Origin of the sequence: Pseudomonas sp. SJZ080 (assembly GCF_007828295.1) — a bacterium.
In the GTDB taxonomy this organism is placed as follows: Bacteria; Pseudomonadota; Gammaproteobacteria; order Pseudomonadales; family Pseudomonadaceae; genus Aquipseudomonas; species Aquipseudomonas migulae_A.
Map to the genome: position 1 here is coordinate 238,877 of NZ_VIUK01000002.1, position 13,308 is coordinate 252,184.

Here is a 13,308-nt window from a genome sequence, read left to right on the forward strand (position 1 = left end):
GCAGTCCTGATTGTTGTTATGGACGGTCCGGCTCAGATCATGCTCGGATCGGGTTCCAGGCCCATCAGTTCGCGGCCAAGGATCTGAGCGCAGACGTCGTAGTCGGTGTAGGCATGGGCCCCGGTCATGTGCGAGTCGCGGAACAGGCGCTGCATCTCGTTGTGCTCGAACCAGGCGTTGCCACCAGCAGCCTCGAACAGACGGTCCACCGCCTGGATGCACATCTTGGTGGCGTAGGCTTGATTGGTGCGCCAGAACGCCAGGGTTTCGCGGCTTGGGTAACGCTGCTGTTCACTGTGTTCGGCATGTTCCTCCCAGGTTTTCTCGAGAAAGGCTCGGGCTGCAGCCACCTGATGAGTCGACTCGGCCAGGCGCATCAAGGCCGGCGTCGCGGCACCGACCGCTGCACCGGTATAGGCTCGCACGCGGGTTTTGGTTTTTTCGCGGAATACCTCCAGCATCCGCTCGGCAACCCCTAGGCTCACGGTAGAAAAACCGCTGGCGAAGTAAGGACGATACGGCGAGTAAAAGATCTTGCTGTCCGGGTACAGACCGAAGCCTGCGGACTTGCCTTCCATCATGTCTTTGGCTTTCTGAATCCGGTGTTCCGGCACCAGCACGTTATCGATGATCAAGGTCTTGGTGCCGCTGCCTTTCATGCCGGCGGCGAACCAGTCGTCACGGATCTGGTAGTCGCTGCGAGGCAGTACCGCAAAACAGTAGTCCTGGGTGCCCTCAGCATTCTTGCGGCGGAAACCGACAATCGCCCACTCGGCGTGATCGCAGCCGCTGCTCCAGCCCATTTCACCGCTGAACAGCACGCCACCTTCGGTCTCTTCGGTGCGGCCGAACGGCGCGATGCTGCTGCTGGCAGTGGCGTCCGAATCAGTACCCCAGACTTCCTGCTGCAATTTGGCCGAGAACATCGCAAGTTGATGGCTATGAGTGCAGAGCAAGCTCATCGCCCATGCCGTGCTGGCACAAGAGCCAGCGAGCAAGGCAATACAGTCGGCAAATTGAGGCAGCGATATTTCCATGCCGCCGAACTTCTTCGGCTGAAAGGCTCTGTGCATGCCGATGCCTTTGAGCAGCGCAATGTTCTCGTCGGGAACCTTGCGACCCTGCTCGGCCTGAAAGGCATTGGCAGCGATGGTCGGCAGAATGGACTTGAGGTCTTCGAGGAGCGGGTTTGGCTTTTTCATGGACGGCCCTGCTTATTATTGGATTCCCGGTCACCCCCTCCAAATCGAAGGAGCGGCGCCGGATACAGGGCCATTATGGAACGAGCCATCAAGGTAACAAATGCACCTTCCAGAGCCAATATTGTACTTTTCAAAGGCAATGACCGTGTCTAGTGCTCAGGCCTCCAGCTGCTCTGGCAGCCACAGACATGAGGCCCGGCAGGCACAGTCAAGCCACGCCTGGCCCCACGGATTAACCTCGGGCTTTTCTCTTGTTCGCGACTAGGAAAACCCCCATGAGCGATATTCCACTGCTGCCTCAAGTTGAAGCCTTCCTCCGTCGAAGCCATGCGCTGTTTATCGACGGTGGCTACGTTCAGAGCCATTCCAATCAGACGCTGGAGGTGATCAATCCCGCCACCGGCCAGGTCATCGCCCACGTCGCCGATGCTGATCCTGTCGATATCGATGCGGCGGTGGAGTCGGCCAATCGCGGCTTCAAGCATTGGTCCCAGGTCGCACCGGCGACGCGGGGCAACGTGCTACTGAAACTGGCCGACCTGCTGGAGCAAAACCGCGAAGAACTGGCGCAAATCGAAACCTGCCAGTCGGGCAAGATCATCCAGATTTCCCGGGCCTTCGAAGTCGACCAGGCCGCTCACTTCCTGCGTTATTACGCCGGCTGGGCAACCAAGATCAGCGGCCAGACCATCACCCCGTCACTGCCCTCCTTCGCCGGTGAACGCTATACCGCTTTCACCCTGCGCGAACCGGTCGGCGTGGTGGTGGGCATTGTGCCGTGGAATTTTTCGACCATGATCGCCATCTGGAAACTCGCCTCGGCGCTGGTAACCGGGTGCAGCATCATCATCAAGCCCAGCGAATTCACCCCGCTGACCATCCTGCGGATCGCCGAACTGGCCATTGAAGCCGGCCTCCCTGCGGGCGCACTGAACGTATTGACCGGTGGCGGTCTGGTGGGCAAAGGGCTGATCGAGCACCCCGGCACCGACAAGGTTTCGTTCACCGGATCAGTGCCCACCGGCATCGCTGTCGGCCGTAGCGCCATGGGCACCGGGTTGACCCGCGCAACCCTGGAACTGGGCGGTAAAAACTCGGCGGGGTTCCTGCGCGATATCGATCTGGACAAAGCGGTCAATGGCATCATTGAGGCCGGCTTCCTGCATTCAGGACAAATCTGCGCCGCGGCCGAACGGTTCTTCGCCCATCGCTCGCAAATCGAGCCGATCATGGAAAAGCTGGCTCAACGTTTGAGCCAGCTGAACATCGGTTCGCCACTGGATGAGCGCACCGAATTCGGCCCGGTCACCAACCGCCAACACCAACTCAAGCTTGGTGAGTTTTTCGACAAGGCCCGCGCCGAAAACAACACGATCATTCACGGTGGCAACCTGCTCGACCGTCCCGGCTGTTATGTCGAACCGACGGTAATCCTCGCCAACACGGTGAACGACACTTTGCTCAACGAAGAAACCTTTGGCCCTATCGCAACGTTCTTCCCCTATGACACCGAAGAAGAACTGCTGGAACTGATGAACAACACCCCCTATGGCCTGAGCGCCAGCCTGTGGACCAACGATCTGAGCAAGGCTTTGCGCATGGTGCCCGCCATCAACGCCGGCACAGTGTGGGTGAACATGCACACGATGCTCGACCCAGCAGTACCCTTTGGTGGCGTCAAATCATCGGGAATCGGTCGTGAGTTCGGATCCGCGTTTATCGACGATTACACTGAACTCAAATCTGTGATGATTCGCTATTAACCAACCGCCGGCATGGACAACGTCCATGCCGGCGTACAGCTTAGATGCGAAAGCTCTCGAAAGATGGACTTCTAATCAGTAGAAGTACGCTAGGCGAAATTGCAGCGAATTATCATCCTCAAGGGTTGGGTAGCCAATGCTCAGCGGGCTTTGTGTGGAAGCGGCACTTCCTGACAGACCGCTATCGCCAAAAGTGGTCATTCGATTTTGCCACCAGACGGCACCAAACCGGCGGCAAGTGCCTCCAGCAACGCACTGACCTTGGGAAGCGCTTGCCGACTTTTGGCCCAAACCAGATTGATCGCCAGACCATCGGTTGCCAAGTGGGGAAGCACTTCAACCAATGTCCCCTCTTCAAGCTGACGCTTGACCAACCACGAAGGTAGCTGCGCGATTCCGCATCCCGCCGATACAGCGATCACCAGACCTTCGCCATCTCCCACGACGAACCTTGCGGCTATCGCCCTGCGTTCAATTTCGCCGGCCTGGGTTCCTGCAAAACTCCAAGGGCTAATCGCTCCATCCGCCCAGCCGTAAGCGATGCACTGGTGATGCTCCAGATCGTGAACGGTCACAGGCGTGCCATGCTTGCTCAAATACGCGGGCGACGCACAGAAGATATGCCACTCACGGCCCACGTAACGATGCCCCAGTGTGTCGGGCCAAACGTCCGAGCCACCGATGCGTACGACGATATCGACACCATCTTCGATAGGGTCGATGAAACGGTCGGAAAACGAAATGTGCGGTAACAGCAGAGCGTGCTCCTGGGCAAACCGCAGAATGACTGGAAGTGCCTGCAAACGGCCAAAGGCACCCGGAAGGCCAATGTGAACCCTGCCACGAGGCTCGGTGGTTTCGGCATGTAGAGACAGCTCAGCCTCTTCGAGGTCCGCCAGCACGCCTGTGCACGTGCGATAGAACGCAATCCCCGCATCCGTCAGTGACAAGCTTCGAGTTGTTCGATGGAACAACCGAGTCCCCAGCCTGCTCTCCAATCGAGCAATACTTTTGCTAATGGCAGAAGCTGTCAGACTCATCCGCTCGGCGGCGGCTTTGAAACTGCCGCAGTCCGCAACGCTGACAAATACATCAATGCCCTTTAATCGTTCGGAGGAAAACATAGACGCTCCGTATTCATGAATTCAGTTCCGCCAATTCAATAAAAACCATCACAGGTCAGAACAATTTTCTCCAGTAAGCTTGATTCGAACGCATCAATCAACACTATGCGACTGACGAACACCATAAAAACAACCTGCTGAACGATGAGGCAAGGATGCTGACCACGCTAAAAAGCTATCCGACAACAATAAATTTGCTGCTGTCGGCGTCCCTGATATTGACCTTGGCGCGAGCAATCACCCTGCCCTATTTGGTCATTTACCTTTCCGGCAGTTTCAGCTTGAGCGTCGCCGATATCGGCCTGGTTATTGGCAGCACACTGATCATCGGGTCGTTATTGAGTCTTTACGGTGGCTTTCTGGTCGACAAGATGTCCAGTTACCGGCTGATCCTGGGCTTCAGTGGTGTGTTCACGCTGGGGTTTCTCGGGACGTTTCTGGCTCGCGATCTTTGGCTGTTCTACAGCTGCCTGGTACTGATCAACCTGGCTTATGCGGTCATTGATATCGCGGTCAAATCAGGATTTGGCAGCCTGCTTCCCGTCACTGATCGCAGCGAAGTTTTCTCGATCAAATACACACTGACCAATATCGGATATGCCGTCGGCCCATTTCTTGGGGCCGGAATGGCCAAGCTGGATATCAGCTTGCCATTCCTGCTGTCTGCCGGGCTTGGGGCAGGATTCTTCTTCATCTATTTCGTTTGGGGCGATAGAGACCTGAACGCCATCGATGACGCTCGAAAACCTGTACCGTTTCTGGCCGCGGGGAAATTGCTGCTCCAGGATTATCGGTTGGTGTGTTTCACCCTTGGCGGGCTGCTCAGCGCGGTGGTTTTTGGCCAATTCACCGCTTATCTCTCGCAGTATCTGGTGATCACGACTACGCCAGAATCTACCTACCAGATCATCAGTACCATTGTGGCGACCAATGCGCTGATGGTGATCAGCTTGCAATACTCCATAGGGAGGAAGATCTCTCACGGGCATCTGAGTCTGTGGCTGGCCGCGGGACTGAGTATGTTCATGATGGGGTTGGCGGGTTTTGCCCTGTCGACCTCTATTCTGCTCTGGGTCATTTCCATGGCCATTTTCACGGTCGGCGAAATAATCGTATTCCCCGCCGAATACATGTTCATCGACAAAATCGCTCCGGACAACCTGCGCGGTATGTATTACGGAGTGCAAAACCTGTCCAGCCTCGGGGCGGCACTGGGACCGGTGCTTTGCGGAGTCGTATTGGCGACCCAACCTCCCCACTACATCTTCTACATGCTCGCGCTCTTCATCGTTGTGGGTGGATTGTTTTACTTCTTGGGAGCTTCCAATTTGGGCGCTACAGCGGGTAAGGATCCTGATTGAGGGGCAGCAATGAGGAAGCCGGGCCTTCGCAGCTATCACCTCATCTATTCACGCCAGCAGGCCAAACACCCCACATGGGACGATCAAAAGCCCACGCCATATCGTGTTCTATCGTGTGGCAAACGACGAGGTGATCGAGGTCGTCCGACTCTTTCATGACGCCACGGAAGTGCAATTGCACTTGCCTAATGATTGATCACCGACCTGGCCCAACGGCTTAACTGGCCATGAACAGCGATTGTAGTCAGGGAGGGTGTAGTCCTTGGCTCCGGGTTTGGCGTGTCGGACCGCGTTATTGGTGAGAGCCATCACATACGTCACGAGAAAACCGATCTGCCGAGCACCGGATTGATGTACTGGAAAATGTGCCCATTGGGGCTGGATCTGAGTGTTTTCAGAGGGGGCGCGCGGCAAAAGTCCAAGAAAGACTTTTCTTTGGACGAAAAAAAATGGACCTCTTTTCAGAGATCCATTTTTTAATGCTTGGAGCGGGAAACGAGACTCGAACTCGCGACCCCGACCTTGGCAAGGTCGTGCTCTACCAACTGAGCTATTCCCGCGTCTTGGTGAGGCGCATTCTATAGAATCCAGATGCCCCGTCAACCCCTTGATTCAAAAAAGTTTATTTCTTTTCCACGTCGGTCTTCAGATGCGGCCAGGCAGCCCGCAAATATTGAACCATGGACCACAGCGTCAGGCCCGCCGAGATCATCAGCAAGGCATAACCCACCAGAACCCAGAACGTGAAGTCCGACGGATTGGCCAGCAGGATCACCAACGCCAGCATTTGCGCAGCGGTTTTCCATTTGCCCAGGTTCGACACGGCAACGTGAGCACGAGCACCGAGCTCGGCCATCCACTCCCGCAGCGCCGAGACGACAATTTCGCGACCGATGATCACTGCTGCCGGCAGCGTGAGCCACAGGTTACCGTGTTCCTGCACCAGCAACACCAGCGCCACGGCGACCATCAGTTTGTCGGCCACCGGATCGAGAAAAGCCCCGAACGGCGTGCTTTGCTCCAGTCGGCGAGCCAGATAACCATCCAGCCAGTCCGTGGCGGCGGCAAACGCAAAGACCGAAGCAGACGCCAGGTAGCTCCATTGGTAAGGCAGGTAGAACAGCAAAATGAAGATCGGGATAAGCAGGACGCGTAGAACGGTAATCAGATTAGGGATATTCATCGGCACAACTGGCTACGAGGTGAGGTGGCATTCTACTCGCTGTGCAGATTTGCATAAATCAACTCTGCGAGCTTTTTACTGATCCCGGGTGCTTTGGCGATCTCTTCGATGCTGGCACGAGACAGCTCCTGCAATCCACCAAAATGTTTCAACAAATCGCGCCGGCGTGTCGGTCCAACGCCTGCAACGCCTTCCAGTGTAGACGTGCGGCGCGTTTTACCACGACGGGCGCGGTGCCCGGTAATCGCAAAACGGTGAGCTTCGTCACGGATCTGCTGGATCAAATGCAACGCCGGGGAATCTCCACGCAAGGTGAATTCGTGGGCGGCGTCGTTGAGGTACAAGGTTTCGAAACCGGCCTTGCGTGTCGCGCCCTTGGCCACGCCCAGCAGAATCAGGTCGGGCACCGCCAGCTCATTGAGCACATCACGCGCCATGGACAACTGCCCCTTGCCGCCATCGACCAACAGGATGTCCGGCAGCTTGCCCTCCCCGTCCTTCAGTTTGCTGAAGCGTCGGGTCAGGGCCTGGTGCATCGCGGCATAGTCATCGCCCGGTGTGACGCCTTCGATATTGTAGCGACGGTAGTCGGACTTGATCGGGCCTTCGGGACCGAACACCACACAGGACGCCACGGTCGCTTCGCCGCTGGAGTGACTGATGTCGTAACACTCCAGGCGCTGCGGCGGCTCATCCAGTTTCAGCACGTCGGCCAGGGCATCGAAACGCGCGGCGACGTGTTGGCGGTTGGCCAGACGCGCGCCCAGCGCCTGCTCGGCATTGGTCACGGCCAATTGCTGCCAGCGCGCCCGCGTCCCGCGAACCCTGTGGCTGATGGTCAGTTCGCGACCACGCAACTCTTCAATGGCTGCAATCAGCGTCGGAAAATCTTCGTGTACCACGTTGACGATCAATTCGCTCGGCAAGTCGCGCTCAGGGCTGCTGATGAAATACTGACCGAGAAACGCGGCCATGACCTCGGACACGTCTTCTTCAATACCCACCTGCGGGAAAAAGTTCTTGCTCCCCAGCACCCGGCCACCGCGCACGCTGATCAGATGAACACAGGCACCGCCCGGGTTGACGAACGCGGCGATCACGTCGACATCTCCGGTACCGCCTTCCATGCTCTGCTGATCCTGAACCCGGCGCAGCAAGGAGATCTGGTCACGCAATTCGGCGGCTCGCTCGAACTCGAGGTTGATCGCCGCCTCTTCCATGCCGGCCGATAACTCGTCGGTCAGCGCGTTGCTGCGCCCCTCCAGGAACATCACCGAGTGCCGTACGTCTTCGGCGTACACCTCGGGCTCCACCAGGCCGACACAAGGCGCCTTGCAGCGTTTGATCTGATATTGCAGGCACGGCCGCGTGCGGTTCTTGTAATAGCTGTCTTCGCACTGGCGCACGAAAAAGGTCTTTTGCAGCAGGCTCAGGCTTTCGCGAATCGCACCGGCACTGGGATAGGGACCGAAATACTTGCCTTTGGCCTTCTTCGCACCACGATGAATGCTCAGGCGCGGGAACTGGCCATCGGAGAGAAACACGTACGGGTAGGATTTGTCGTCGCGCAACAGAATGTTGTAGGGCGGCCGCCATTCCTTGATCAGCGTCTGCTCAAGCAGCAAGGCTTCGGTTTCGTTGGCGGTGATCGTCGTTTCGACTTGGGCAATCCGCGCCACCAGCGCAGCGGTTTTCGGCGCGAGCCCGGACTTGCGGAAGTAACTCGACAGGCGATTCTTGAGGTTCTTGGCCTTGCCGACGTAGAGCAGACGCGCTTCGCTGTCAAACATGCGATAGACGCCGGGGCGTCCACTGACCGTCGACAGGAAAGCACTTGGATCAAAGGTGTCAGTCATTTTCAGAGGCTGGCATCAACCATGCCGTGACGAACCGCCAACAGCGTCAACTCGACATCGCTGCTGATCGAAAGTTTTTCGAAAATTCGGTAACGGTAGGTGTTCACGGTTTTGGGCGACAGGCACAACTTGTCGGAAATGATCTGCACCTTCTGGCAGCCGACAATCATCAGTGCGATCTGGATTTCCCGTTCCGACAGTGCGTCGAATGGCGAATCGTTGGTCGGCTGAAAGGATTTGATCGCCAGTTGCTGGGCAATTTGCGGGCTGATGTAGCGCTGGCCGGCAAACACCAGGCGGATGGCCTGGACCATTTCCGGCAACCCGGCGCCTTTGGTCAGGTAACCGGCGGCTCCGGCCTGCAACAACCGTGTAGGAAACGGATCTTCCTCACACACGGTGACCGCAACGACCTTGATATCCGGATGACTGCGCAACAATTTGCGGGTGGCCTCAAGACCGCCGATACCGGGCATCTTGACGTCCATCAGCACCACATCGGGTTTCAACTCACGCGCCTTGAGCAGGGATTCTTCACCTGACTCGGCCTGGCCGACCACTTGCAGGCCATCGATGTCAGCCAGCATTCGTGTAATGCCTGTACGAACGAGATCATGGTCATCGACTACTAGCACCCTAATCAAGCAGACACCTCGCGATATGGTCTTATTGAGTTGTCGACACCTTAGCAAAAAGCGACTGGCAGACCTAGCGGCAAGCGTCATATAAAAAGTTTCAATACATCTTGAAAGGCTTGTGCGATGCGTGTTTCAGCGATCCGCGACCTCGACATCGCGCTGCATTCTCAGGAAACACTCGTCTGCGCCGACCACCTGCAGGCCCTTTCTTTCATATAAGGCTTTTGCCGGATTATTTACAAACACCGTCAACCGCAGGGCCGGGCGGCGTTCCTTGCGCGCCATCGACAATACCTGATCGATCGCCCAGGAACCGGCACCCTGCCCCTGGAACGTGTCGAGCACATGCAACTCACGGATGTACAAGGCCCTTGCGTCCCGGCTGAGGCTCACATATCCCAGTACCACCTCATCGCGCACGATCAGCCAGTTTTCCCGCCCCGCCCACGCAACATCGAAGGCCTCGTCCTGCCACAGCAGATCGTGCTGAATGTAGTAGCGGAGCATGGTTTGACAGGTCAATTCCCGTGCAAAGTCTAGGTCCTGCGATGTCGCCGGACGTAATTCGAACCCCATCAGACCTCCGCGACGGCAACGACGCGCCCCGTCCAGCCATCAGCTGTGCGGCGAGCAACGACCAGCAGACTGCCAGTACCGGGTGCAGCGGTAATCAGCGAACCGTCCGACGCCCAGATCGCGCTGCGTCCTGCCGACTCCCAGCCCCCCGTCGCACCGCCGTGGTTGGCCATCAGCACCGCCATCGAATGCGTGACGGCATAGCCCTGCAGCAACGCGGTGTCCGGGGCGTAGCCTTTTTCAGTGATCAGCACGCCTGCTGCATACAGATCGGCGCCCTGTTGCGCCGCTGCGGCCGCATGGCTGGCGTGGGAAAAATCGGCGCACACCGCCAGGGCGACCGTGTCACCGCCAATTGCCAGGGTAGAACCGCCAAAGCCCGGTGCAAACGCTACTTCCTCGCCGGGATGCAGATGCTGTTTGCTGTAGACCCCCAGCGAGCCATCGGCGCCCAGGACCAGCGCTCCGATCAACACTGGCGAATTCTCCGACAGACGAATAGGCATCCCGACCACAGTCGTTACACCGATTTCCTGCGCGAAATGCCTTAACGGTTGCAGTAGCGCATCCTCCGGTGCAATCGCCAGCTCAACCGCCAGCCCACCCTCGTACCCGGTCAGCGACAGTTCCGGAAACACCAGCAACTGCACGCCCTGCTCCGCCGCCGCCTGCATGAAGCGTTGATGCCCGGCGATATTGGCGGCCAGGTCTCCCGCGATAGAGATCGATTGAGCGGCGGCGATGGTCAGCGGCGTCATGGTTCGTCCTTGTAACGTTGTGTTTTTGTTTAAGCGATGAGTGTGTCACAACCTTCGACGCACTCAAGCGATAGAAAACGCCGTCGGTGATCGATAGCAATTTCTGATTGAATCCGCGTACCGGCCTCTAGTAAGCTCGGCGCATCCATCGGAGACAGACCATGTTGAACGCCCTCTCACAGCTTCGTACCGCCAGCGCCCTGCGCTCGGTTGCGGCTGCCCGGGTGAACGTCGTTTGCGCTCCGGTCAGCTTTTATTTTGGGTATTGGTTTAGCCACTGGCGCGCCTGATACCCACACGGCGCCCACTTTAAACGGGTCGCCACCAGAGAATTCTCAACCCCCGGTCGGCCTCCCGACCGGGGGTTTTGTTTTTTCAGCCCTACGTATTTTTAGCAACACACCAGACAACCTGAGGATTCACGACATGAACTACGCCACTTATTACCGTTACGACAGTTTTACCGCCTGGCGATTTAGCAGCCTCCGCTCGGGACAGCCTGCCGCCTCCGATCGGTCACCCACAGGTGGCAAGCACACACACGCAGCCAATCCGGCCAATTGTCGAACACCCCAGTAGGGCCGAGCGCGCGGGAACGAACCCGCCACTCGCCCAGGAAGCCTGAATATGAACTCGTCCGTCTCTGCTCTGCCGCTGTCCACCCTGAGCCCTGCCAATGAAGCACTGACCCTGCGTCTGCCAAGCTCATTGCAACTCAAACAGCAATTGCCCCTCAGCAACGCCCTGACCCGCCAGGTCGCGGCCCACCGCGACGCAGTCCGCGCGATCCTCAACGGTGAAGACTCCCGTTTGCTGGTCATCGTCGGCCCTTGCTCGATTCACGATCCCCAGTCCGCCCTCGAATACGCGAGCAACCTCGCCCGCCTCGCCGCCGAAGTCACCGATGAAATGCTGCTGGTGATGCGCGCCTACGTTGAAAAACCCCGAACCACGGTCGGCTGGAAAGGCCTGGCCTACGATCCGCACCTGGACGGCAGCGATGACATGGCCGGCGGCCTGACCCTGTCCCGCGAGCTGATGCGCGAAATGCTCCGACTGGGTTTGCCCATCGCCACCGAATTGCTGCAACCGATGGCTGCCGGTTACTTCGACGACCTGCTCAGTTGGGTAGCCATTGGCGCCCGCACCACCGAGTCGCAGATCCACCGGGAAATGGCCAGTGGCCTGAACATGCCGGTCGGTTTCAAGAACGGCACCGATGGCGGCGTCGGCGTTGCCAGCGACGCCATGCGCTCGGCCGCCCATCCGCATCGGCACTTCGGTGTCGACAGTCAGGGGCATCCGGCGATCATTCAGACCCCGGGCAATGCAGACACTCACCTGGTATTGCGCGGTGGCCATCGCGGCCCGAACTACGATCGCGACAGCGTCGCCAAAGTGAACAGCGATTTGACCAAGCTGAAGATCCCGGCACGGATCATGGTCGACTGCAGCCACGCCAACAGCGGCAAAGACCCGCTGCGTCAACCGGCGGTGTTCAACGATGTGCTTGATCAGCGCCTGCAAGGTGATCGCTCGCTGATCGGGATGATGATCGAGAGCCATCTGTTCGAGGGTTGCCAGCCGTTGAATCCGTCGCTTCAGTACGGCGTATCGGTAACGGATGGTTGCCTGGGATGGGACGGCACGGAGGCGCTGTTGCGTTCGGCGGCGGAACGGTTGCGAGCGACACGCGGTTGACAGGCAAATAGCATTCCGGAGGTAGGTCATTGCAGAACTCTGCGCTACCTCCGGTTAAAGGACGTCCGGACATTCCGAAAATAGCCTCCTGCGGATTCGAATATTCGTACCTTACCTATTCCGTTTTCCCCCATGTACAGCGGCTTTTTCAGACATCGCGCGAACACCCGAGTGCTTTAGAGTGAGGCCCGAGCACATCCTCGAACTCCCGCGAAAAGGTACGAACATGCAACGGAATGCAAGCACTCTCTATCCCATCCTGCTGGTTCACGGCTTGTTCGGTTTCGACCGGATCGGCCCGTTTGAACTCTTCCAGGACATCAGGCAAGCACTGCGCAGCGACGGCGCCAGGGTGTTCATACCTCACCTGTCGGCTACCCATACCAACGAAGCACGCGGCGAACAGCTTCTGGCACAGATCGAACGAGTGCTGGAAGGTACCGGTGCAGAGAAGGTCAACCTGATCGGACACAGCCAGGGCGCACTGGCCGCACGTTATGCCGCAGCGATAGCGCCGCAATTCGTAGCGTCGGTGACGTCGGTCAGCGGACCGAATCACGGCTCGGAACTGGCGGATTTCCTGCGAAAGGCACTGACGCCCGGTCGCCTCCCGGAACGGGCCGCCGAAGCGGTCGTCACCTTGTTCGCCGATTTCCTGTCTTTGCTGAGTGGCAACCCGCACCTGCCGCAGAACGCTATCGCCGCGTTGAATGCGCTGACCACCGAGGGTGTCTACGCGTTTAATGAGAAATACCCCCAAGGTTTGCCAAAAACCTGGGGGGGCAAGGGTCGCGAGCTGGTCAACGGGGTTCGCTACTATTCCTGGAGCGGCACGTTGCAGGGGACCGTTATCGATGAAGGGCTCAATGCACTTGATCCGCTGAACGGGTTCTCACGGGCCTTTTCTCGGTATTTCACCACCGAAGCCGATCAGAACGACGGCATGGTCGGACGCTTCAGTTCTCATTTGGGCAAAGTGATCCGCTCCGACTACCCGCTCGATCATCTGGATAGCATCAACCAGACAGCCGGTCGGGTACGCACAGGCATCGACCCGATTGATTTGTATGTGCAGCACGCCGAACGTCTGCGAAAGGCTGGCCTGTAAGCATTCGAAGGAACTTTGAGAAGAAATGGCCCACTGAA

Annotated in this window: 11 protein-coding genes, 1 tRNA gene and 1 pseudogene; 5 read left to right on the forward strand and 8 right to left on the reverse strand. The window is 58.0% G+C overall.

Features of this window, described 5'->3' with window-relative positions; all coding sequences use genetic code 11:
• Positions 1 to 32: 32 nt before the first annotated feature.
• Entirely contained in the window at positions 33 to 1,202 is a 1,170-nt protein-coding gene (locus FBY04_RS03595) for a p-hydroxyphenylacetate 3-hydroxylase oxygenase component (RefSeq protein ID WP_145314536.1), read from the reverse strand.
• A 275-nt stretch (positions 1,203 to 1,477) separates the two neighbouring features.
• Between FBY04_RS03595 and FBY04_RS03600 the strand changes: the two genes are divergently transcribed.
• Positions 1,478 to 2,965, forward strand: a complete 1,488-nt coding sequence (locus tag FBY04_RS03600) for an aldehyde dehydrogenase family protein (protein WP_145314537.1) — start codon at positions 1,478 to 1,480, stop codon at positions 2,963 to 2,965.
• Positions 2,966 to 3,162: 197 nt separating this feature from the next.
• On the opposite strand, the gene FBY04_RS03605 is transcribed toward FBY04_RS03600, so the two are convergent.
• Positions 3,163 to 4,089 (reverse strand): LysR family transcriptional regulator, encoded by a 927-nt coding sequence (locus FBY04_RS03605; RefSeq protein WP_145314538.1) that lies wholly within the window; start codon positions 4,087 to 4,089, stop codon positions 3,163 to 3,165.
• Positions 4,090 to 4,244: 155 nt separating this feature from the next.
• Here FBY04_RS03605 and FBY04_RS03610 point away from each other — a divergent pair, with 155 nt between their 5' ends.
• Entirely contained in the window at positions 4,245 to 5,450 is a 1,206-nt protein-coding gene (locus FBY04_RS03610) for an MFS transporter (protein WP_145314539.1), read from the forward strand.
• An 18-nt stretch (positions 5,451 to 5,468) separates the two neighbouring features.
• A pseudogene (locus FBY04_RS33015) lies at positions 5,469 to 5,646 on the forward strand (type II toxin-antitoxin system RelE/ParE family toxin); the annotation flags it as partial.
• 288 nt (positions 5,647 to 5,934) lie between these two features.
• Here FBY04_RS33015 and FBY04_RS03615 read toward each other — a convergent pair.
• From FBY04_RS03615 to FBY04_RS03640, 6 genes are all read right to left on the reverse strand, one after another.
• Positions 5,935 to 6,010 (reverse strand) — tRNA-Gly (locus FBY04_RS03615).
• A gap of 62 nt (positions 6,011 to 6,072) precedes the next feature.
• Positions 6,073 to 6,633, reverse strand: a complete 561-nt coding sequence (pgsA, locus tag FBY04_RS03620; protein ID WP_084320164.1) for a CDP-diacylglycerol--glycerol-3-phosphate 3-phosphatidyltransferase — start codon at positions 6,631 to 6,633, stop codon at positions 6,073 to 6,075.
• A 32-nt stretch (positions 6,634 to 6,665) separates the two neighbouring features.
• A complete protein-coding gene (gene uvrC / locus FBY04_RS03625; RefSeq protein ID WP_084320165.1) occupies positions 6,666 to 8,489 on the reverse strand; it encodes an excinuclease ABC subunit UvrC in 1,824 nt (607 codons plus the stop codon).
• Positions 8,490 to 8,491: 2 nt separating this feature from the next.
• Positions 8,492 to 9,133, reverse strand: a complete 642-nt coding sequence (gene uvrY / locus FBY04_RS03630) for a UvrY/SirA/GacA family response regulator transcription factor (protein ID WP_008015884.1) — start codon at positions 9,131 to 9,133, stop codon at positions 8,492 to 8,494.
• A 126-nt stretch (positions 9,134 to 9,259) separates the two neighbouring features.
• Positions 9,260 to 9,703, reverse strand: coding sequence for an N-acetyltransferase (locus FBY04_RS03635; RefSeq protein ID WP_084320167.1), 444 nt, complete (start codon positions 9,701 to 9,703; stop codon positions 9,260 to 9,262).
• A complete protein-coding gene (locus tag FBY04_RS03640; protein WP_145314540.1) occupies positions 9,703 to 10,461 on the reverse strand; it encodes a carbon-nitrogen hydrolase family protein in 759 nt (252 codons plus the stop codon). Before FBY04_RS03640 ends, FBY04_RS03635 begins: the two co-directional genes overlap by 1 nt.
• Positions 10,462 to 11,088: 627 nt before the next feature.
• Between FBY04_RS03640 and FBY04_RS03645 the strand changes: the two genes are divergently transcribed.
• Both FBY04_RS03645 and FBY04_RS03650 read left to right on the forward strand, forming a co-directional pair.
• Complete coding sequence (locus tag FBY04_RS03645; protein WP_145314541.1) at positions 11,089 to 12,162, forward strand: 3-deoxy-7-phosphoheptulonate synthase; 1,074 nt, start codon at positions 11,089 to 11,091, stop codon at positions 12,160 to 12,162.
• Positions 12,163 to 12,388: 226 nt separating this feature from the next.
• Positions 12,389 to 13,270, forward strand: coding sequence for a triacylglycerol lipase (locus FBY04_RS03650; protein ID WP_145314542.1), 882 nt, complete (start codon positions 12,389 to 12,391; stop codon positions 13,268 to 13,270).
• Positions 13,271 to 13,308: the final 38 nt, after the last annotated feature.

Bases quoted from the DNA above. Each gene is read 5' to 3' on its own strand.
- FBY04_RS03595 (WP_145314536.1), bottom strand. From the start codon at position 1,202: ATGAAAAAGCCAAACCCGCTCCTCGAAGACCTCAAGTCCATTCTGCCG.
- FBY04_RS03600 (WP_145314537.1), top strand. From the start codon at position 1,478: ATGAGCGATATTCCACTGCTGCCTCAAGTTGAAGCCTTCCTCCGTCGA.
- FBY04_RS03605 (WP_145314538.1), bottom strand. From the start codon at position 4,089: ATGTTTTCCTCCGAACGATTAAAGGGCATTGATGTATTTGTCAGCGTT.
- FBY04_RS03610 (WP_145314539.1), top strand. From the start codon at position 4,245: ATGCTGACCACGCTAAAAAGCTATCCGACAACAATAAATTTGCTGCTG.
- pgsA (WP_084320164.1), bottom strand. From the start codon at position 6,633: ATGAATATCCCTAATCTGATTACCGTTCTACGCGTCCTGCTTATCCCG.
- uvrC (WP_084320165.1), bottom strand. From the start codon at position 8,489: ATGACTGACACCTTTGATCCAAGTGCTTTCCTGTCGACGGTCAGTGGA.
- FBY04_RS03635 (WP_084320167.1), bottom strand. From the start codon at position 9,703: ATGGGGTTCGAATTACGTCCGGCGACATCGCAGGACCTAGACTTTGCA.
- FBY04_RS03640 (WP_145314540.1), bottom strand. From the start codon at position 10,461: ATGACGCCGCTGACCATCGCCGCCGCTCAATCGATCTCTATCGCGGGA.
- FBY04_RS03645 (WP_145314541.1), top strand. From the start codon at position 11,089: ATGAACTCGTCCGTCTCTGCTCTGCCGCTGTCCACCCTGAGCCCTGCC.
- FBY04_RS03650 (WP_145314542.1), top strand. From the start codon at position 12,389: ATGCAACGGAATGCAAGCACTCTCTATCCCATCCTGCTGGTTCACGGC.